The sequence below is a fragment of the Achromobacter sp. HZ01 genome (assembly GCF_003267925.1).
Lineage (GTDB): Bacteria > Pseudomonadota > Gammaproteobacteria > Burkholderiales > Burkholderiaceae_B > Achromobacter > Achromobacter pulmonis_A.
On the sequence record NZ_LWKV01000001.1, the window covers coordinates 1,392,844 to 1,412,867 of the forward strand.

Here is a 20,024-nt window from a genome sequence, read left to right on the forward strand (position 1 = left end):
CCATGCATGGCGAATACAAAGTCCCCGGCGGCAAACTGGTGGTCGCTGACCTGGAAGTGCGCGACGGCCGCCTGGCCGACGTGCGCATCAGCGGCGACTTTTTTCTCGAGCCCCCCGAAGCGCTCGAAGCCATCAACCGCGGCCTGAACGGCCTGCCGGCCGACGCCGGCGAACTCGAACTGGCGCTGGCCGTGCAGTCGGCGCTGCCGCCCGGCGCGGAGATGTTCGGCTTTTCGGCCGAGGCCGTCGCCGTGGTGCTGCGGAGGGCGCTGGCATGACGCGCACCGACTGGAACGATTACGACTGGGAGCTGGTCCACGAAGGCCCGCAGCCGCCCGCGCTGCACATGGCGCTGGACGCCATCATCACCGACGAGGTCGGCGCCGGCCGCCGCCCGCCGACGCTGCGCATCTGGGAATGGTCCGCGCCGGCCGTGGTGATCGGCCGCTTCCAATCGCTCAAGAACGAGGTCGATCCCGAAGGCGCGCGCCGCCACGGCATCGAAGTCGTGCGCCGCGTCAGCGGCGGCGGCGCCATGTTCATCGAGCCGGGCAACTCCATCACCTATTCGCTCAGCGTGCCGCAGGCGCTGGTGCACGGCATGAGCTTCCAGGAATCCTATGCCTTCCTCGACGCCTGGGTGCTGGACGCGCTGCAGGGGTTGGGCATCAAGGCCTGGTACCAGCCGCTCAACGACATCGCCTCGGAGATCGGCAAGATCGGCGGCGCCGCGCAGGCGCGCCGTTCCGGCGCGGTGCTGCACCACGTGACCATGTCCTACGACATCGACGCCGATAAAATGGTGGAGGTCCTGCGCATCGGCCGCGAAAAACTGTCGGACAAAGGCACCACCAGCGCGAAAAAGCGCGTCGACCCGCTGCGCACCCAGACCGGGCTGGCGCGCGAAGCCATCATCGACCGCATGGTGGAAACTTTTGCCGCGCGCCATCGTCTGAGCCCTGGGCAGGTCGGCGAGGCCACCCTGGCGCAGGCGCAGGCGCAGGCCCTGGAAAAGTTCTCCACGCCGCAGTGGACGGGCGTCGTCCCCTGAGCTGCCGTGTCCTGATTCTCTGGAGGTAATTCAATGCGTCGCATGTACACGCCGCGAGGCGCGACCAGCGGTCTCATCCTGGGCGCCGCCATCCTGGCGCTGGCCGGCTGCAGCAGCGCGCCGCCGGCCGACATCACCCTGGCCTCGCCGGCGCCGTCGGCGCAATCCACGCCGCAGCAGCTGGGCGACCTGGCCACCGAACGCATCCAGTGGGCCTCGAACAAGCCCGGCTGCGAAGGCGACTGCCCGCGCATCGAAATCGACAGCGTGGCCTTTCCCGGCATCCCCAAGCTGACGGCGCTGGTCGATCACGTGCTGGCCTACATGACCGGCACCGACGCCAACCGCCGCGGCCCCTACGACACGCTGTCCGAATACACGCAGTACTTCTGGTCCACCGCGCGCCCGCGCGACGCCACCTATTTCAAGGCCAGCGTCAAGGACACCGTCGGCGACGTGATCGCCATCGAGCTGCACACCGAGCAGTACCTGACCGGGGCCGCGCACGGCATTCCCGCCACGCAGTACCTGAACTGGGAACGCAGCCGCGGCCGCGTGATGAGCCTGGACGAAGCCCTGATACCGGGCCGGCGCGCGCAATACGTCGCCGCGCTGCAGCGCGCGCACGCCAAGTGGCTGGAACAGAATCCCGACGCGCGCCGCGATCCGGCAACGTACAACCGCATGTGGCCGTTCCAGGAAAGCGACAATTTCGCGCTCACGCGCGACGGCATCGTGGTCAAGTACGACGCGTATTCGATCGCGCCGTATTCGCATGGCGAGCCCGAACTGAGCATCGCCTATCCCGATCTGCGCGGGATACTCAAGCCCGAACTGCTGCCGCAGTCCTGAACGCCTGTGGCAGGCGCCAGGCTGCGGCGTGGCCGGGGTTCGGGTGAGCGGACTGAGAGTGGAGCTAGGGAGGTGGCCGCTTTTTTCGCGTCTGTGGCCGGGTAAGACGCCCAGTCCGCTCAGTGCAACCGCGGCTCGGCGCAAGGGGCGGCGCATGCGCGCCGCCCGCTCATGGCCGCGCCTTAGAAGCGGTGGCGGATACCCACGATACCCACGGTGCTCTTGACGCCGTCGATGAAGGCGTAGTCGGTGGCGTACGAGGCCAAGGCGTACAGATTGGTGCGCTTGGACAGGTTGTAGGTATAGCCCAGGCTGTAGACGTTCATGGTCGCGTCGTCGCCGGTCAGCGCATCGCTGTCCGGATCGGCGCGCTGCCACGAGGCCAACAGGTTGCTGGCGCCGCCCAGCGGCACGCTCAGGCCGACCAGGTAGGAATTGGCCTTGAAGCCGGACGCGGCCACGTTGCTGCTGAAGCCCTTGGCTTCGGGGCTGCCGCTGCCGAAGGCGTTGATGCCCTGGCCGGTGAACCAGCCGTCGCGCGTCTGGCCGTAGGCCAGCGCCAGCTTCAGCACTTCGAAGTCATACGAGCCGCCCACGATCCACGACTTCGGCGTGGCGTCGGTGTTCAGCTGGTTGGCCGGATTGAGCTGGTCGTAGGTCACGGCCAGGTTCAGCGGGCCGCTGACGTAGCGCAGGCCGGTGGTGATGGCGCGCGTGTTGTCGGCGGTCTTGAAGCCGGTCTGGGCGCTGGTCGTGTCCGAGGCGTTGAACGAGTAGCCGACGCCGAACTGCAGGCCGCTGAACGACGGGGTCGAGTACTGCACCATGTTGTCGTAGCGGACCGTGTTGGCGGCGCTGAAGGCCACGCCCACGTTGGCCTGGCCGTAGCTGGCGCCGAACGGATCGATCGCGCCGAAGTACTTCGAAGCGATGTTGGTCTGGCGGCCCAGTTCCAGCTTGCCCCACGAATCGCTTTGCAGGCCGATGGTGGCCTGGCGGCCGAACAGGCGGCCGCTCTGGCCCGACAGCCCGTTGCCCGAGTTGAAGCCGCTTTCCAGCGTGAACACGGCGCGCAGGCCGTCGCCCAGGTCTTCGCTGCCGCGCAGGCCCCAGCGCGAGCCGCTGGACACGCCGTTGACCATGCCGACCTTGGATTCGTGGTAGTTGTCGCCCTTGATGCGCTGGTAGCCCAGGCCCGTGTCGATCAGGCCGTACAACGTCACCGAGGTTTCCGCCTGTGCCGTTGCGCCGAACGCGCCCAGGATGGCGGCGGCGAACAAAGTCTTTTTCATTGCAAATTCCCGTTGATTGAACAGACCATGAGCAGGTTGCTTCGCATCGCGGGCGACGTCCCCGGCACATGGTTGCAGCGAATTCTAGGGACGCAATGTGTCAATTCGTTATGCGCAAGCCCGGATTTGCCCTGAGCGACACAAATCGGGACATATTGTGGCCGGCAGCCCACACCGCCAAAAAAATGGGGCCCGTACACATGGCTGCAACGCGGACGTGCATGCCGCAATGAAAATCGCCCCTTGCGGGGCGATCGGGTTTGTCTCCTTGCCTCCTCGGGGCGCGTCCGGGGACGCGCCGCCGAAGCCGGTATCAGGGATAGAGGCCGCGCACCTGGCGCGCCTGCAGGATGCGCGTGCAGGCGACGATGAACGCCGCCGTGCGCAGCGTGACCTTGTGCTCGCGCGCCACCTGCGACACGGCCGCGTAGGCCTCGCGCATGATGCGTTCGAGACGCAGGTTGATCTCGTCCTCGCTCCAGAAGAAGCTGGAGAAGTCCTGCACCCATTCGAAGTAGCTGACGGTCACGCCGCCGGCGTTGGCCAGCACGTCCGGCACCACGTACACGCCATGTTCGGCCAGGATGTCGTCGGCCTCCGGCGTGGTCGGGCCGTTGGCGCCTTCGACCACGATCTTGGCGCGAACCTTGGGCGCGTTTTCGGCGGTGATCTGGCTTTCCAGGGCGGCCGGGATCAGGAATTCGGTTTCCAGCGTCCAGAATTCGTCCTTGTCCATGGCCTGGCCGCCGGAGAAGCCGCCCACGCCGCCGTGCTGCGACACGTGCGAGAGCAGCTTGTGCACGTCCAGGCCTTCGGCGTTGTGCACCGTGCCGGTGTGGTCCTGCGCGGCGATGACCTTGGCGCCGGCTTCATGGAACAGGCGGGCGGCGGTGCCGCCCACGTTGCCGAAGCCCTGCACCACCACGCGCGCCTTGGAGACGTCGATGTTCAGGTCGCGGGCGGCTTCGCAGCCCACCACGAACACGCCGCGGCCCGTGGCTTCGACCCGGCCCAGGCTGCCGCCCAGCGCGATCGGCTTGCCGGTGACCACGCCGGTGGCGGTGGCGCCTTCGTTCATGGAGTACGTGTCCATCATCCAGGCCATGGTCTGGGCGTTGGTGTTCACGTCGGGCGCGGGAATGTCCTTGGACGGCCCGATGATGACGCCGATCTCGGAGGTGTAGCGGCGCGTGATGCGCTCGAGCTCGGATTGCGACAGTTTGCGCGGATCGACGCGCACGCCGCCCTTGGCGCCGCCGTACGGCAGGTTGACCGCGGCGTTCTTGATCGACATCCAGGCCGCCAGCGCCATCACCTCGGACAGCGTCACGTCCTGGTGGAAACGCACGCCGCCCTTGCCCGGGCCGCGCGAGGTGTTGTGCTGGACGCGGTAGCCCTCGAAGTGGGCGACGCTGCCGTTGTCGAGCTCGATGGGCACGTCGACGATCAGCGAACGCTTCGGGCGCTTCAGGGTTTCGACCCACCGCGCCAGAGAACCGAGATACGGGGTGACCCGATCGACTTGTTGCAGGTAATTACCCCAGGGGCCGAGGTCATCGGCATTCAGGTACGACGGCAAGGCGTGGGTGGGAGTTTGAGACATGAGCATGCTCTCCTGACTGAGTTGCGCCATTTTATCCACGAAAAATATAGCGTCCCCAATTTAATATGAAAAATATTTAATGGGGACATATTTGTGTTGCGGATGTCGAACGGGTCGCAAGCCCGGACCTGATCTGGTCCTATCCTAAGCCGCCGCACTGCGCCCGTCCAGCCCGATGCCCTGCCCGCCGCGACCCCGGGGCGCCAATGCAAAAAGGCGGCTTTCCCGAAAGAAAGCCGCCTCCCGAAGCGAGCCCGCCCGGCCGTCAGTCCGCAAGCAGCTGCCAGGCCAGCCGCGCGGCCGCGCGCGCGCCATGGCCGTCGATGTCGAAGGCCGGGTTGTATTCGGCCATGTCGGCCAGGCGCAGCTTGCCGCTGGCCTTGACCCGCAGCGCGATTTCCTCGACCACCGGCAGCGGCACGCCATAGGGCGCGGGCGCGGAGACGCCCGGCATGACGGCGGCCGGCAGCACGTCCAGGTCTATGGTCAGGTAGACGTGGGCAGCCCCGCGCAGCAGGCCGTCCACGTCGGCCAGCCTGGCCTCCAGGTGCCGCTCCTGCATCTCGCGGTCCTCGACCCAGAAGGCCCCGGTCTCGGCGGCCCGGGCATACAGCGCCGGCGTGTTGGCCAGCCGCGAAACGCCCAGGCAGGCGTATTGCAGCGGCTGGCCGCGCGCCTCGCAGTCGCGCAGGATCTGGTCGAAAGGCGTGCCCGAACTGCCCGGCCGTCCGGTGCGCAGGTCGAAATGCGCGTCCAGGTTCAGCACCAGCACCGGGCCGGCATCGGCGCGCGCCTGCAGCCAGCGGGCCAGGCCCTGGAAGCTGCCCCAGGCGATCTCGTGGCCGCCGCCCAGCACCACCGGACGCGCCCCCTGCCCCAGCAGCTCCGCCACGCGCAGACCCAGACGCTCCTGGGCCTCTTCCAGGCGGTCGCCCTTGCACACCACGTCGCCGGCGTCCAGCAGGCGCGCCAGCCCGTGCGCGGGCAGCCCAGCCAGGAACTTGCGGATGCCGGCCGGCCCGCCGGCGGCGCCGACGCGGCCCTGGTTGCGCGCCACGCCGGCGTCGCAGGCAAAGCCCAGCAGCACCGCTTCGCCGTCGCGGACTTCCTGCCCGGCGGCCGGCGCCACGATGTGCGCCAGGCGCCGCGTATCGCCCTGTTCGGCGCTGTCGTCGCGCGCCTTCCACAGGCTTTTGTCGAATTCTCCGGTGGTCATGTCTCGCGCTCCCGGCGACGCGGCGTCAAGGCGCTGCGGGCTCGTCGTAATTGTTCAGCTTCAGGCCCGAGACGCCTTGGACGGCGCCCGACGATGCCGCGGGAGCCTGCGCTTCGGCCGCCGGCGCGGGCGCGGCTGGAGCCTCGGCGGCAGGCGCGGCCTCCCCCCCCGCGCGGCGCTTGCTGCGGGCTTCGTCCTGCTGCGCGATCAGCTTGTCCAGCTGCGCGGCCAGCGCGGTGGATTTGCCGGTACGGGCCCAGTCGGCCGCGGTCTGGCCCTTGGTGTCGCGGGTGCCCACGTCGGCGCCGGATTTCAGCAGCAGCTCGACCATGGGCCTGCGGCCCGACAGCGCGGCCATCATCAGCGGCGTCTCGCCGTTGGGCGCGGGCGCGTTGGGCATGGCGTGCTGCGCCAGCAGCAGGCGCGCCATCTCCATCTGACCCTTGGAGGCCGCGTAATGCAGCGGCGTCCAGCCCAGGCGGTTGACCTTGGCGCCGCGCGCGATGAGCTTTTTGGCCCGGTCGGTCTGCCCGACGATGGCCAGGTACATCAGCGGCGTCTCGCCCGCGGGGTTCTCCGCGTTCACGTCGGTGCGCTTGTCGGCCGCCAGCACGTCGAACACCTTCCAGGCGCCGTCGACCACCGCGCGCATCAGCGCCGGCTGGCCGTTCTTGTAGCGCACGTTGGGATCGGCGCCCTGCTTGAGCAGGTCGCGGATATCGTCGGGATAGTCGTTGGCGACATAGACCCACCAGTCGCCGGGATTGGCCGCCTGCGCGCCCGGCGCGGCCAGCCCGAGCGCCAGCGCCAGCAGCGCGGCGCGGCTGCACGTCAACACGGTCCGATGAGCGGAAGCGACACTGATAGCCATGGATATCCTAGAATTTACTTTAAATAAAATAGATTCAATTATTTCTTTATCTTATTGAAAAGACGGAAGAAATTATCGGTCGATGCACGCGCCACCTCGGCCACCGGTATGCCTCGCAGGTCCGCGATCTTCTCGGCCACGTGAATGACCTTGGACGGATCGTTGAGCTTGCCGCGGTACGGCACCGGCGCCAGGTACGGCGAATCGGTTTCGATCAGCAGGCGGTCCAGCGGCACCTTGGCGGCAACTTCATGCACCACCTGGGCGTTCTTGAACGTGACGATGCCCGACAGCGAAATATAGAAGTTCTGGTCCAGCGCGGCCTGGGCCACTTCCCAGTTCTCGGTGAAGCAGTGCATCACCCCGCCCACCTCGGCCGCCTGCTCTTCGCGCAGCACGCGCACCGTGTCCTCGGCCGAGGCCCGGGTATGCACGATGAGCGGCAGGCCGGTCTCGCGCGCGGCCCGGATATGGCAGCGGAAACGCTCGCGCTGCCAGTCCAGCGGCTCCGACAGGCGGTAGTAGTCGAGTCCGGTCTCGCCGATGGCCACGACCTTGGGATTCGCCGACAGGCGCACCAGTTCGTCCACGGACGGGTCCGGCGTGTCTTCGTAATCGGGGTGCACGCCCACCGAGGCCCACAAATTGGGCTGCGGTTCGACCAGCGACATCAGCGAGGGCCATTCGGGCATGTTGACGCTGACGACCAGCGCATGGGTCACCTGGTTGGCGGCCATGCGCTCGAGGATGGCGGGCAGATCGGCGGCGAGCTCCGGAAAGTTCAGATGGCAGTGAGAATCGACGTACATGGTGAATCGGATAAAGGACCGCGGCGCCCCGCCCGCAGCCGGGCAAAGCGCCGCCGGATCAAGGGCTTACGCCTGGCAGGATAGCACCACGCGCTGCAGGGCGGCGTGGGCGAACAGCTTGGCGTTCAAGGGATGGGTGGCCAGGGCGCGCTGACGCGTGAGCCAGCGCGCGCCCTCGGCCACCTTGACCGGGTTCATGCGTTTTGCGACCTGCGCGACGCCTTCGGCCAGCGACGGGAAATACCGGGCGGGCGCGCCCGCGCCGGCCAGCATCAGGTCGGTGTACAGGCGCTGCAAGGCGTCGATCCATTCGCTGGCCGCCACCTTCTCCAGGGACTCGGCCAGGGTGCCCACGTCGGGCGCCTGGCCGCTGGCCAGCGGCGCGACCAGCTGCCCCAGCCAGGCCGGGCAGGCGGTGGCGCCCGACTGCGCCAGGCGCAGCGCGGCCAGCGGGGCGCCGCCGGCGGCCGCCAGCCATTCGCGCGCCGGCTCGACGTTCTGCCCGCGCAGCCATTGCAGGGCCGTATCCGGATCGGGCGCCGGCAGCGGCAGGCGCCGGCAGCGCGACACCAGCGTGGGCAGCAGGCGGTCCGGCGCGTCGGCCACGAGCAGGAAAACCGTGTGCGGCGGCGGCTCTTCCAGCACCTTGAGCAAGGCGTTGGACGACACCACGTTGAGCGCGTGGGCCGGATACAGCAGCGCCACGCGCCAGCCGCCGCGGTGCGTGGCGGTGTTGAACCAGGACTCCAGCGAGCGGATCTGGTCGATGCGGATTTCCTTGGACGGCGCGCGCTTGCTGGCGCCGGCGGCCGGCTCCGCGTCTTCGGCGGGCTCGGCGGCGTCGGCACCCTCCTCCAGCGCGATGGCCTCGGGCCGGATGCGGCGCAGGTCGGGATGGTTGCCGCTGGCGAACCAGGCGCACGCGGCGCAGCGTCCGCAGGCCAGGCCGTGCTCGGGCGCCTCGCACAGCAGGCTGGCGGCCGCGGCCACCGCGAAGTCCAGCTTGCCGATGCCGGCCAGGCCATGCACCAGCCAGGCATGGGCGAAACGGTCGCGGTCGCCCAGCCAGGCGCGCGCCGTGTCCATCTGCCACGGCAGGAACTGCGGCGCGTTGGAGACCGCGCCGTCGCCGCCCTGCGCGGCCGCGTCCTGAGCGTTGCGGGCGGCGTTCATGCCGCCTGCTCCAGCAGTTCGCGCAGCCCGGCCTCGAGCCGGGCGCGTACCTCGGCGATCGGGCGGGTCGAATCGACGATGCGGATGCGGTCCGGTTCGGCGGCCGCGCGCGCATGGTAGGCCGCGCGGGTGCGTTCGAAAAAGGCCGCGCCCTCGCGCTCGAAACGGTCCGGCTCGCGCGAGTCGGCCAGCCGCGCCCGCGCCACTTCCAGCGGCACGTCGAACAGCCAGGTGCGGTCGGGCCGGCCCGCCTGCATCCAGTCTTCCAGCGCGGCCACGCGCCCGGCGCCCAGGCCGCGCCCGCCGCCCTGGTAGGCGTAGCTGGCGTCGGTGTAGCGGTCGCACACGACCCAGGCCCCGCGCGCCAGCGCCGGCTCGATCACCTGGCGCAGGTGCTCGCAGCGGGCCGCGAACATCAGCAGGGTCTCGGTGTCCAGCCCCATGGGATCGGCCAGCAGCAAGGCGCGCAGCTTCTCGCCCAGCGGCGTGCCGCCCGGTTCGCGCGTGGACACCACCTCCAGGCCCTGCGCGCGCAGGAAGTCGGCGATCCAGACGGTATGCGTGCTCTTGCCCGCGCCGTCGACGCCCTCCAGCGTAATGAAGCGTCCACGCGAGGTCATTGGTCTGGTCCTTGTTCGGGTTCTGGTGCGGGGGGTTGTGCGGCTTGCTGCGCGGCCGGTTCGGGGCCGGGCGCGGCATTGCGGCCCTGGCCCAGGACGTAGCGCGAGACATTGCGGTTGTGCTCGGACAGGCTGGCCGAGAATTCGCTGGTCCCGTTGCCGCGCGACACGAAGTACAGGAATTTGTGCTGCTCGGGCTGCACCGCGGCCAGCAGCGCCGCCCGGCCGGCCGCCGCGATGGGCGTGGGCGGCAGGCCCGGGCGCGTATAGGTGTTCCACGGCGTGTCGGTCTGCAGGTCGCGCTTGCGGATGCGGCCCTGATAGGCCTCGCCCATGCCGTAGATCACGGTCGGATCGGTCTGCAGCAGCATTCCGACCTTCAGGCGGTTGGTGAACACGCCGGCCACGCGGCGGCGGTCCGGACCGTGGCCGGTTTCCTTTTCGACGATGGAGGCCAGCACCAGCGCCTCGTAGGCGGTCTTGACCGGCAGGTCGGGCTGGCGCTGGGCCCAGGTGTCCTGCAGGATGCGCTGGCCTTCCTCGTACGCGCGGCGCAGCAGGTCGAAGTCGGTGCTGCCCGGCGTGAAGATGTAGGTGTCGGGAAAGAACAGCCCTTCCGGATGCTTGATGGAAGAGCCCAGGCGCTCCATCAGCGCCTCGTCGGAGACGCCGTCCAGCGTCTGCTTGACGTCGGGATTGGCGCGCAGCGCCTGGCGGATCTGGCGATAGGTCCAGCCTTCCACGAAGGTGATCTGGCGCTGTGTCATGTCGCCGCGGGCCAGGCGCTGCAGCAGGCGCCACGGCGAGTCGCCATTATGGGCCTGGTAGCCGCCGGCCTTCATCTGCTTGTCCAGTTCGGACAGCCGCGCCATCCAGACGAAACCCGGCTCCCACACTGGCACGCCGGCCTGGTTCAGCGTGCGCGCGACGGTGCGCGGGCTGCTGCCCGGATCCACCACGAAATCGATCTTGTCGGCCGCCAGCGGGATGGGGCGGTGCATCCAGTACCAGGCCGAGCCGACCGCGCCCGCGGCGGCCAGCACGACCAGCAGGAAGAACCACAAGACGTAAAAAAAGAGTCGCTTCTTCATAAGTCCCGGAAGTTTAATTGATCGCGCGGCCCTGTCGCACCAAAAGCGGGGCCGGAGCGCGCCGTCCGTCCCTGCGCGCGGCGCGGGCATGGCCCTGCCCCGAGGGGAAGGCGGCTATCATCTGCACTTTGATGATGCGATAACGCCGCCGCCATGCATGCTTTCTATTCTTCGATTCCCGCGCGCGCCGAAGGTTGCGCGCAATGCGCGCCGCTCGATGATTTCCAGGTCTTCGCCGCCTCCGGCGCCGACGCCCTCACCTTCCTGCACGGCCAGCTGACCCAGGACGTCACCGGCCTGCCCGCCGACGCCGCCCGCCTGGCCGGCTACTGCACGGCCAAGGGCCGGTTGCTGGCCACGCTGGTGATGTGGCTGGCGCCCGCCGCGCAAACCGACGACGCCCCCCGGCTCTACGGCCTGGTGCGCCAGGACCTGGCCCAGGCCCTCCTCAAGCGCCTGTCGATGTTCGTGCTGCGCGCCAAGGTCAAGCTGGCGCCCGCGCCGCTGTCCGTGGCCGGCGTGCTGGCCACGGCCGAACAGGCCGCCGCGCTGGAAGCCGCCGCCGGCGCGCTGCCGCGCACGCCGTGGCAGCGCGCGGAACTCCCCTCCGGCACCTGGATCGCCGCGCCCTCGGCCGACGCGCGGCTGCGCTGGTGGTGGATCGCCTCTGACGAGCAGCTGCAGCAGTCGGGCGCGCTGGCCGAGGTCCTCGGACTGGCGCCGGCCGCGCAATGGCATGCCGCCGACCTGGCCGCGGGCATCCCGTGGATCACCGCCGCCACGCAGGACGTTTTCATTCCGCAGACGGTCAATCTGGACCTGATCGAAGGCGTCAGCTTCACCAAGGGCTGTTATCCCGGCCAGGAAGTGGTGGCGCGCAGCCATTACCGCGGCACGGTCAAGCGGCGCATGGCGTACGGCACCGTCGCCGGTGCCGAGGGCGCGTCGCTGGCCGGCCAGGACGTCTACGACGCCAGCCAGCCCGGCGAGCCCACCGGCCGCATCGTCGATGCCGCCAGCGCGCAGGGCGTGGTCTCGGTGCTGTTCGAAACCACGCTGGCGGCGCTGCCGCAAGGCGACCTGCGCCTGGGCGCGGCCGACGGCCCGCGCATCGCGCCCGCCGACCTGCCTTATTCCATCACGCCCTAGTGTGCTGTCCCGTAGATACGCCCGCACGAAATTCCCCTCTTGACGCCAAGGCGTCGTTGCAAATCCTCGCGATACCTACGGGTATCGCTGCGGTTTGCGCCTAGCCCTGACGCCAAGAGGAAAAATTTCGTCATGCGGACGCATCTACGGGGCAGCACACTAGACCGCCACCCCGAACAGCGCGCCGACCCCCGCGGTCGCCGCCATCGCCAGGGCGCCCAGGATCGTCACCCGCAGCGCGGCCGGTCCCTTGGGCGCGCCCCCGGCGCCGGCGGCCAGCGCCCCCAATCCGGCCAGACAGGCCACCGACGCGCCTATGACCCAGCCCACCAGCTGCGGCAGGGGCGCCACCGCCGCCACCACCAGCGGCAGCGCCGCGCCGCCGGCGAACGACACGGCCGAAGCCAACGCGGCCTGCACCGGCCGCGCGCGGTTGTGCACGGAGATCCCCAGTTCGTCGCGCGCGTGCGCGTCGAGCGCGTCGTGGCTGGTCAGCTGGCCGGCCACCTGCGCCGCCAGGTCGCGGGTCAGCCCGCGCGAGACATAGATATCGATCAGTTCGGCCAGTTCCTCGCTGGAATTGCGCTTGAGCGAGCGCTGCTCCAGCCGCAGGTCGGCGGCCTCGGTGTCGGCCTGGGACCGCACCGACACGTATTCGCCGGCGGCCATGGACAGCGCCCCGGCCACCAGGCCGGCCAGCCCGGAAGTCAGGATGGCGCCGTGCGAGGCCTGCGCGGCCGCGACGCCGGAGATCAGGCTGGCCGTGGAAACGATGCCGTCGTTGGCGCCCAGCACCGCGGCGCGCAGCCAGTTGGCGCGGAAAATCCGATGATGTTCTCTAGGAGGCATTGCCAGATACCCATGCTACGCGCGACAAACCTTGCGGCGGCCCTCGTGTGGACGGGTCCGCCGCAAGCAGGATTCAGCGCGGCGTCACGCGCACCGCGGTAAGCAAGCCTATCACGCAAAGCGTGGCCTGCTCGCCTTCGTAGGCATGCACTTCGACCTGGCAGATCGACAGGCGCTTGCCGGGCTTGACCACGCGGCCGCTGGCCACGTAGCGATCGCCCTTCGCGGGCGCCAGGAAGTTCATCTTGAACTCCGAGGTCAGCACGTCCTCGCCGGGTTCGAACAGCGTGTAGGCGGCGTAGCCGCCGGCGCTGTCGGCGATGGTGGTGGAGATGCCCGCGTGCAGGAAGCCGTTCTGCTGGCACAGATCGGCCCGGTACGGCAGGACGATGTCGACCCGCCCCGGCTCCACCACGTCCAGGTCCGCGCCCAGCAGCGCCATGATGCTCTGCCGGGCGAAGCTGGCCTGGACCCGCGAGGCCGGGCAGTCCGATGCCTGGGGCTGCGCCATGTCAGTCCGGCTCGCGCTTGAGCAGGTTGACGATGCTGGAGAAGTCCAGCCGGCCCGAGCCGCCGGCGCTGTGCAGCGAATACAGGTTGCGCGCCAGTTCGCCCAGCGGGATCGAGGCGCGCGCCGACAGCGCCGCCTCGGCCGCCAGGCCCAGGTCCTTGAGCATCAGGTCCACGCCGAAGCCGCCGGCATAGCCCTTGGACGCCGGGGCGTGATCCATCACGCCGGGCCAGGGGTTGTAGAGCTCGGTGGCCCAGTTGCGGCCCGAGCTCTTGGCGATGATGTCCGACAGCACCTTCGGGTCCAGCCCGTTGGCCACGCCCAGCGCCAGCGCTTCGGACGTGCCGGCCATGAGGATGCCCAACAGCATGTTGTTGCAGATCTTGGCCACCTGGCCGGCGCCCGCCGGACCCGCGTGGAAGATGTTCTTGCCCATCTTCTCCAGAATCGGACGGGCGCGCTCCAGCGCCGCGGCCTGGCCGCCGACGATGAAGGTCAGCGTGCCCGCGGCCGCCCCGCCGGTGCCGCCGGACACCGGCGCGTCGATCATCGCCACGCCGCGCGCCTCGGCGGCCTGGGCCACCTTGCGCGCCGAGTCCGGCGCGATGGTGCTGCATTCGATGACCAGCGCGCTGGAGGAAATCTTGCCCAGCAGGTCGCCGTCCAGATACAGCCCTTCGACGTGCTTGCTGGCCGGCAGCATCGAGATCACCACCTCGGCGCCCTGCACCGCCTCGGCGGCGGAAGCGGCGGCCTTGGCGCCGGCGTCGGTCAGCGCCTTGACGGCCGCCGGCACCAGGTCGAAGACCGTCAGGCTGTGGCCGGCCTTGACCAGGTTCAATGCCATGGGCGCGCCCATATTGCCCAATCCGATAAACGCGATACTGCTCATGATGTCTTGTCTCCTGTTGCTGCTGCTATAGGTGTGAAATCATCGTGTGCTGCGTGGCGGGCCGGCCGGCGCCGGGACGGGACGCGACTAGCGCCCTTGCTGTCCCAGGTCCGCCAGCGGATGCGGCTCGCCTTCGGGCCAGGGGTCTTCGAAGAACTTCTCGACCCAGGCCTCGCTGGCCTCCTGCAGCGTGGCCGGATTCCAGCGCGGCTTCTTGTCCTTGTCGATCAGCAGCGCGCGTATACCTTCGGCGAAATCGCCGTGCGCGGTGCAGGCCAGCGCCGCGATGTATTCGGCGCGCAGCACGTCTTCCAGCGAACGCGCCCGCATGCGCTGCTGCAGCGCGAACGACAGGCGCACCGAGCCCGGCGAGCCCGCCAGCATCGTCGCCGCGGCGCGCGCCAGCCAGGGGTCCTCGTGGTCTTTCAGCGCGGCCAGCTCCTCGTGGATGTCGTCGAGCCGGTTGCCGCTGCACAGGCTGTTGATCAGGAACGAATGCTGGCGCAGCGGGCCCGGTTCGAGCGGGGTCTGCGGCTCCAGCGCGGCCAGCGCGCGGCGCAGCAGGCCGTCGTTGATGGAGCGCGGCGCCAGGCCGTCGTCGGCCGCGCCGGCCCAGGGCTGTTCCTGCAGCGATTCCAGCAGCCTGGGCCAGTCGGCGTGGTTCAGGCGGAAGTCCGCCAGCCCCGCGAAAAAGGCGTCGGACGTGTTCATGTTGGCGCCGGTCAGCGCCAGGAACAGGCCGGTGCGCCCCGGCATGCGGTTCAGCAGCCAGCTGCCGCCCACGTCCGGGAACAGGCCGATGGTGACTTCCGGCATCGCCAGCCGCGAGGTCTCGCTGACCACGCGGTGGCTGGCGCCCATCATCAGGCCGATGCCGCCGCCCATGACGATGCCATGGCCCCAGCACAGCACCGGCTTGGGGTACGTGTGGATGCGGTAGTCAAGCCGGTACTCGTGCTCGAAGAAGCGCCGCGCGTAGGCGTTGTCGGAACCGGGCCGGCCCGCGTTCTCGCGCATGCTGCGGTACAGCCCGTGCAGGTCGCCGCCGGCGCAGAAGGCCTTTTCGCCGGCGCCCTGCAGCACCACCAGGACCACGCCCGGATCATTGGCCCAGGCATCGAGCTGCGCGGCCAGCGCATCCACCATCTCCAGCGACAGGCCGTTGAGGGTCTGCGGCGAATTCAGCGTCGCGATTCCGAAACGCGTTCCATTGGCAGCGGTTTTTTCTTCGAACAGCACCGGTGCGTTCATCTTATGTCGGCTCCTTTTTCCAACAATTGGCGGGCGACGATCACGCGCATGATCTCGTTGGTCCCTTCCAGAATCTGATGAACGCGAGTATCGCGCACCAGACGCTCCAAGGGATAGTCCCGCAGGTATCCGTAGCCGCCATGGATCTGCTGCGCGTCCAGGCAGATCTGGAAGCCCATGTCGGTGGCGAACCGCTTGGCCATGGCGCAGTAGGTGGCCGCATCGGGCGCGCCCGCGTCCAGCTTGCATGCGGCCAGGCGCACCATCTGGCGGGCCGCCACCAGGTGCGTGGCCATGTCGGCCAGCTTGAACTGCAGCGCCTGAAATTCGGCCAGGCGGCGGTTGAACTGGCGGCGCTCGTCCATGTAGCGGCGGGCGGCGTCCAGCGCGCCCTGGGCCGCGCCCACCGAGCAGGTGCCGATGTTGATGCGCCCGCCGTCCAGGCCCTTCATGGCGATCTTGAAGCCGTCGCCCTCCTGGCCCAGCATGTTGGCGGCCGGCACGCGCACGTTCTCGAACGTGATGGGACGCGTGGACTGGCTGTTCCAGCCCATTTTTTCTTCCTTGCGCCCGTAGCTGATGCCCTCGCTGTCGGCGGGGATGGCGAAGGCGCTGATGCCGCCGGCGCCCTCGCCGCCGGTGCGCGCCATCACCACCAGCAGGTCGGTGTCGCCGCCGCCGGAAATGAAGGCCTTGGCGCCGTTGACGATGTAGTCATCCCCCTGGCGCTGGGCGCGGGTCGACAGCGACGCGGCGTCCGAGCCCGCGCCGGGTTCGGTCAGGCAGTACGAGGCGAGCTTCTGGCCGCTGGCCAGCAGCGGCCCCCAGGCCTCGCGCAGGGCCGGCTGGCCCCAGTTGCCCACCATCCAGGTGGCCATGTTGTGTATGGTCAGGAAGGCCGTGGTGGACGGGTCGACCGCCGCCATTTCCTCGAACACGAGCGTGGCGTCCAGGCGCGGCAGCCCCAGGCCGCCGATGTCCTCGCTGGCGTAGATCGCGCAAAAGCCCATTTCGCCGGCCCGGGCGAAGGCCTCGCGCGGGAAGATGCCCTCGGCGTCCCAGCGCGCCGCGTTGGGGGCGAGTTCGCCCTCCGCGTAATCGCGCGCGGCCTGCGCGAAGGCCCGCTGTTCGTCGCTCAGTTCCAAATCCACAGCCTGTCTCCTGTAGTCGGTATTGTCTGCCGGCATTGCTGGCGGCGCCGGCCCCGGTATGTCGATTTTGACATGACGTTAACGTAAACGTAAGTCCGTAGCAACGCTAACTTGCGCTTCAGGGCGCCGGCCGCCGTTCCCTACAGCAGGCCGGCCGGGCGGATGCGTCCGTTCCTGGCGGTCTTGGCGCGCCGGTGCTCGGCGCGGCGGCGGCGCGATTCCTTGGGATCGAAGCTCAGGCCGCGGTAGATCTCGACGCGGTCGCCGTCGGCCAGCCGGGCCTGGGGCTCGGTGGCGCGGCCGAAGATGCCCACGCCGCGTTCCCAGGGCTGGACCACCGGAAAGGCCGCGGCGAAGCCGCTGGCCGCCAGCGCGTCGGCCACGGTGGCGCCGGCCGGCAGGCGCAGCTCCCGCATCCAGACGTGGCCCGGCAAGGCGTAGCAGACGCTGACGCTCAGACAGGCGGCGGCCGGCTCATTCGCCATACTTGGCCTGCGCGCGCTTGGTGAAGGAATCGATGAAGCTGGTGGCGATGCGGTTGAACACCGGCCCCACCACCATCTCCAGCGCCCGGTTCGAGAACGCGTACTCCAACGTGAACAGCACCTTGCAGGCGTCGTCGGCCAGCGGCTGGAACACCCAGTGCCCCACCAAGCTGGAGAACGGACCGTCCACCAGCTCCAGGTCGATGCGGTCGGGATAGGCATGGGTATTGCGCGTGGTGAAGCGCTGCTTCATGCCCGCGAAGCTGATCAGGATGGAAGCCTGCATGCCATGCTCGTCCCGCGTCTGCACCTCGGCGCCGCCGCACCAGGGCATGAACTCGGGGTACTTCTCCACGTCGGCGACCAGGTCGAACATCTGGGCGGCGCTGTAAGGTACCAGGACGGATCGTTGTACTTTGTGCATCGGCTATCGCAAATGGCTAGAATGGCGGGATTTTACCGGCACCGCCGGCACCCCGGCTAATCGAGGGCTACCCCGGTCGGCCAAACGCGCCCCCAAGGCATTATGAGCATTATCGACAATCGCAAGGCCACGCACGACTATTTCATCGAAGACCGCTACGAGGCCGGCCTGGTGCTGCAAGGCTGGGAAGTCAAGGCGATCCGCGATGGCCGCGTGCAGCTCAAGGAAAGCTATGTCATCGTGCGCGACGGCGAGCTCTACCTCTTGGGCATGCACGTCAGTCCGCTGCCCACGGCCTCCACGCACATTCACCCCGACGCCATGCGCACGCGCAAGCTGCTGCTCAAGGCCGAGGAAATCAGCAAGCTGATCGGCAAGGTCGAGCAGCGCGGCTACACGCTGGTGCCGCTCAACCTGCATTACAAGAACGGGCGCATCAAGCTCGATTTCGCGCTGGGCCGCGGCAAGAAGCTCTACGACAAGCGCGACACCGCGCGCGAAAAAGACTGGCAGCGCGAGAAAGAGCGCATGATGAAGCACGACACCCGCGCCCCGCGCCGCGGCAAGGACGACTGATTCAGGCGGCCGCGGGCAGCGGCGCCGGCTCGCCCTCGCCCGCCGGCCCCACGATGCGGTTGCGCCCCGCCGCCTTCGCGGCATAGAGCTTGCCGTCGGCGCGCTCGAAGAACGCCTGCAGGCCTTCGCCCGGCATCCATTCCGCCACGCCGGCGCTGAACGTATACGAAATCGAACTGCCGCCGTGCGCGCACGGCGTGCGCCGCACCGATTCCAGCAGGCGCGCCGCCACCTCCATCACCGCCTCGCTGCGCAGGTCGGGAAACAGCACCGCGAACTCCTCTCCGCCGACCCGGCCCACGTGATCGCCGGTGCGCAGCGTGGCCGTGGCCAGCAGGCCGAAATGGCGCAGCACGGCGTCGCCGGCCGCATGGCCGCGCGTGTCGTTGATGCGCTTGAAATGATCGATGTCCAGCAACAGCAGCGACAGCGGACGGCGCGTGCGCAGCGCCTGCGCGCAATAGCGCTCGGCCTGCAGCCACCACGCCTTGCGCGACATCAGCCCGGTCAGGAAATCGGTGTTGGCCTCCTGCTCGCGCTCGGCCAGCATGCGGTCGTGGATGATCATGATGGTGCCCAGCGTCAGGCAAGGCATGGTCAGCACGCCCAGCGTCATGAACACGATATTCCAGGCGGTGGGCACCAGCAGCGCCTGCGGCTCGGCGATGTCCAGCAGGTACACCACGGCGCGCGCGGCGCACACCAGGGCGGACGCCAGCGCGACCACGCGCACGAAGTGGTAGCTGTAGCGCGACCGGTTCGACGGCATGCCGCGTCCGACCGTCACGGCGATGGCCAGCATGAAGCCCGCCATCAGGATCGACATCGCCACCATGCGGGCCCCGATCTGCGGCTCGATATACGTGTAGGCGGCCAGCACCAGCAGCGTGGCGCCGGCGCCCAGCGCCATGCGGCGCCTGGGCACCGGTTGCCCGACCAGCCGGCACAGGCCCGCGTAATAGGCGCAAAGCGCCAGGGCCACGGCCGCGTTGGCCAGGATCACCGATATGAACAGGGGGCCGCCGACGGCCTGCAGCGAGAACGCGCCGAACGCCAGCAGCGTCAGCAGGCTGCTGCCTATGGTTTGCTTGATGCCGGCCATGCCGCTGCGCGCCAGCGAGCCGAGCACGCACAGCGCCAGCAGTCCCGCCAGCGCCGCCACCAATAGCAGGTTGACGGGAGCGATCATCGTCCGGGCGCCGGCAGGCGCGGTTCTCAGCCGTTGCGGTTGGCGGACTTCACGATGGTCATGGCCGAGGCGATCATGCCGCCCACGTCCGACAGGTTGGACGGCAGGATCAGCGTATTGCCTTCCTTGGCCACGTTGCCGAACGCCTCCACGTAGCGCTCGGCCACCTTGAGGTTCACGGCCTCCATGCCGCCGGGCTGCTGCACCGCCCCGGCCACCTGGGTAATGGCCTTGGCGGTGGCCTCGGCGATCGCCAGCACCGCCGCGGCCTCGCCCTGCGCCTGGTTGATCTGCGCCTGCTTCTCGCCCTCGGAGCGGGCGATCGCGGCCTCGCGCTCGCCGGTGGCGATGTTGATCTGTTCCTGGCGGCGGCCCTCGGATGCCGCGATCAGCGCGCGTTTTTCGCGCTCGGCGGTGATCTGCGCCTGCATGGCGCGCAGGATCTCGTTGGGCGGGGTCAGGTCCTTGATCTCGTAGCGCAGCACCTTCACGCCCCAGTTCAGCGCGGCCTCGTCCAGCGAGGACACGATATTGCTGTTGATCGCGTCGCGCTCCTCGAACGTGCGGTCCAGCTCCATCTTGCCGATGACCGAACGCAGCGTGGTCTGCGCCAGCTGCGTGATGGCCGAAATATAGTTCGACGAACCATAGGACGCCCGCATCGGGTCGGTCACCTGGAAGTACAGCACGCCGTCCACCTGCAGCTGGGTATTGTCGCGCGTGATGCAGATCTGGCTGGGCACGTCCAGCGGGATTTCCTTGAGCGAGTGCTTGTACGACACGCGCTCGATGAACGGGATCACGAAGCCCGCGCCCGGCGACAGGACCCGGTCGAACTTGCCCAGGCGCTCGACCACCCAGGCGTGCTGCTGGGGCACGATGGCGATCGCCTTGATGACGATCAGTATCGCCAGCGCGACGATGACGACGAGGACGATGGTGGACGTGTCGATCATGATTCGAAAGCCT

22 protein-coding genes are annotated in these 20,024 nt (G+C 69.0%); 5 read left to right on the top strand and 17 right to left on the bottom strand.

The window, feature by feature from the left end; genetic code table 11:
- Positions 1-2: 2 nt before the first annotated feature.
- From A6B37_RS06470 to A6B37_RS06480, 3 genes are read left to right on the top strand one after another with little or no spacing between them, the layout of a single operon-like run.
- The gene (locus tag A6B37_RS06470; RefSeq protein ID WP_102770987.1) at positions 3-278 is read left to right on the top strand and encodes a lipoate protein ligase C-terminal domain-containing protein; all 276 of its coding nucleotides are present in this window, start codon (positions 3-5) and stop codon (positions 276-278) included.
- A complete protein-coding gene (locus A6B37_RS06475; protein ID WP_111825254.1) occupies positions 275-1,051 on the top strand; it encodes a biotin/lipoate A/B protein ligase family protein in 777 nt (258 codons plus the stop codon). Before A6B37_RS06470 ends, A6B37_RS06475 begins: the two co-directional genes overlap by 4 nt.
- A 33-nt stretch (positions 1,052-1,084) precedes the next feature.
- On the top strand, positions 1,085-1,903 hold the full coding sequence (locus A6B37_RS06480) for an RsiV family protein (RefSeq protein ID WP_102770985.1): 819 nt from the start codon (positions 1,085-1,087) through the stop codon (positions 1,901-1,903).
- Positions 1,904-2,085: 182 nt separating this feature from the next.
- Here A6B37_RS06480 and A6B37_RS06485 read toward each other — a convergent pair whose 3' ends face one another.
- The 8 genes from A6B37_RS06485 to mltG all read right to left on the bottom strand — a co-directional run bounded on the left by A6B37_RS06485 (position 2,086) and on the right by mltG (position 10,578).
- Positions 2,086-3,195, bottom strand: a complete 1,110-nt coding sequence (locus A6B37_RS06485; RefSeq protein ID WP_111825255.1) for a porin — start codon at positions 3,193-3,195, stop codon at positions 2,086-2,088.
- Between the two features lie 313 nt (positions 3,196-3,508).
- Positions 3,509-4,798, bottom strand: coding sequence for a Glu/Leu/Phe/Val dehydrogenase (locus tag A6B37_RS06490; protein WP_102770983.1), 1,290 nt, complete (start codon positions 4,796-4,798; stop codon positions 3,509-3,511).
- 265 nt (positions 4,799-5,063) lie between these two features.
- Positions 5,064-6,014: a formimidoylglutamase gene (gene hutG, locus A6B37_RS06495; RefSeq protein WP_102770982.1), complete on the bottom strand. Its 951-nt coding sequence runs from the start codon at positions 6,012-6,014 to the stop codon at positions 5,064-5,066.
- 25 nt (positions 6,015-6,039) lie between these two features.
- A complete protein-coding gene (locus A6B37_RS06500) occupies positions 6,040-6,885 on the bottom strand; it encodes an ankyrin repeat domain-containing protein (RefSeq protein ID WP_111825256.1) in 846 nt (281 codons plus the stop codon).
- Positions 6,886-6,923: 38 nt separating this feature from the next.
- Positions 6,924-7,694 carry a TatD family hydrolase gene (locus A6B37_RS06505; RefSeq protein ID WP_111825257.1) on the bottom strand — a complete coding sequence of 257 codons (771 nt, stop codon included), beginning with the start codon at positions 7,692-7,694 and terminating at the stop codon, positions 6,924-6,926.
- Positions 7,695-7,760: 66 nt separating this feature from the next.
- Positions 7,761-8,780 (bottom strand): DNA polymerase III subunit delta', encoded by a 1,020-nt coding sequence (holB, locus tag A6B37_RS06510; protein ID WP_111825561.1) that lies wholly within the window; start codon positions 8,778-8,780, stop codon positions 7,761-7,763.
- 83 nt (positions 8,781-8,863) lie between these two features.
- Entirely contained in the window at positions 8,864-9,487 is a 624-nt protein-coding gene (gene tmk, locus A6B37_RS06515) for a dTMP kinase (protein WP_102770979.1), read from the bottom strand.
- The gene (mltG, locus tag A6B37_RS06520; protein WP_111825258.1) at positions 9,484-10,578 is read right to left on the bottom strand and encodes an endolytic transglycosylase MltG; all 1,095 of its coding nucleotides are present in this window, start codon (positions 10,576-10,578) and stop codon (positions 9,484-9,486) included. The genes tmk and mltG overlap by 4 nt, the downstream gene beginning before the upstream one ends.
- Before the next feature lie 153 nt (positions 10,579-10,731).
- Here mltG and A6B37_RS06525 point away from each other — a divergent pair, with 153 nt between their 5' ends.
- Positions 10,732-11,727 (top strand): folate-binding protein YgfZ, encoded by a 996-nt coding sequence (locus tag A6B37_RS06525; protein WP_102770977.1) that lies wholly within the window; start codon positions 10,732-10,734, stop codon positions 11,725-11,727.
- Positions 11,728-11,886: 159 nt separating this feature from the next.
- On the opposite strand, the gene A6B37_RS06530 is transcribed toward A6B37_RS06525, so the two are convergent.
- The 7 genes from A6B37_RS06530 to A6B37_RS06560 form a co-directional block, all read right to left on the bottom strand.
- Positions 11,887-12,576 carry a VIT family protein gene (locus tag A6B37_RS06530; protein ID WP_111825259.1) on the bottom strand — a complete coding sequence of 230 codons (690 nt, stop codon included), beginning with the start codon at positions 12,574-12,576 and terminating at the stop codon, positions 11,887-11,889.
- A gap of 73 nt (positions 12,577-12,649) precedes the next feature.
- A complete protein-coding gene (locus A6B37_RS06535; RefSeq protein WP_111825260.1) occupies positions 12,650-13,087 on the bottom strand; it encodes a PaaI family thioesterase in 438 nt (145 codons plus the stop codon).
- Position 13,088: 1 nt separating this feature from the next.
- Positions 13,089-13,979, bottom strand: coding sequence for a 3-hydroxyisobutyrate dehydrogenase (gene mmsB, locus A6B37_RS06540; protein ID WP_102770974.1), 891 nt, complete (start codon positions 13,977-13,979; stop codon positions 13,089-13,091).
- 87 nt (positions 13,980-14,066) lie between these two features.
- Positions 14,067-15,230, bottom strand: a complete 1,164-nt coding sequence (locus A6B37_RS06545; protein ID WP_111825261.1) for an enoyl-CoA hydratase/isomerase family protein — start codon at positions 15,228-15,230, stop codon at positions 14,067-14,069.
- Positions 15,227-16,381 carry an acyl-CoA dehydrogenase family protein gene (locus tag A6B37_RS06550; RefSeq protein ID WP_102770972.1) on the bottom strand — a complete coding sequence of 385 codons (1,155 nt, stop codon included), beginning with the start codon at positions 16,379-16,381 and terminating at the stop codon, positions 15,227-15,229. Before A6B37_RS06550 ends, A6B37_RS06545 begins: the two co-directional genes overlap by 4 nt.
- A 140-nt stretch (positions 16,382-16,521) precedes the next feature.
- Entirely contained in the window at positions 16,522-16,866 is a 345-nt protein-coding gene (locus A6B37_RS06555) for an RnfH family protein (RefSeq protein WP_111825262.1), read from the bottom strand.
- Positions 16,856-17,290 carry a type II toxin-antitoxin system RatA family toxin gene (locus tag A6B37_RS06560; RefSeq protein ID WP_102770970.1) on the bottom strand — a complete coding sequence of 145 codons (435 nt, stop codon included), beginning with the start codon at positions 17,288-17,290 and terminating at the stop codon, positions 16,856-16,858. Before A6B37_RS06560 ends, A6B37_RS06555 begins: the two co-directional genes overlap by 11 nt.
- Before the next feature lie 102 nt (positions 17,291-17,392).
- On the opposite strand from A6B37_RS06560, the gene smpB reads away from it, so the two are divergent.
- The gene (smpB, locus tag A6B37_RS06565) at positions 17,393-17,866 is read left to right on the top strand and encodes an SsrA-binding protein SmpB (RefSeq protein WP_102770969.1); all 474 of its coding nucleotides are present in this window, start codon (positions 17,393-17,395) and stop codon (positions 17,864-17,866) included.
- 1 nt (position 17,867) lies between these two features.
- Here smpB and A6B37_RS06570 read toward each other — a convergent pair whose 3' ends face one another.
- Positions 17,868-19,055, bottom strand: a complete 1,188-nt coding sequence (locus A6B37_RS06570; protein WP_102770968.1) for a GGDEF domain-containing protein — start codon at positions 19,053-19,055, stop codon at positions 17,868-17,870.
- A gap of 26 nt (positions 19,056-19,081) precedes the next feature.
- On the bottom strand, positions 19,082-20,011 hold the full coding sequence (locus tag A6B37_RS06575) for an SPFH domain-containing protein (RefSeq protein WP_111825263.1): 930 nt from the start codon (positions 20,009-20,011) through the stop codon (positions 19,082-19,084).
- Positions 20,012-20,024: the final 13 nt, after the last annotated feature.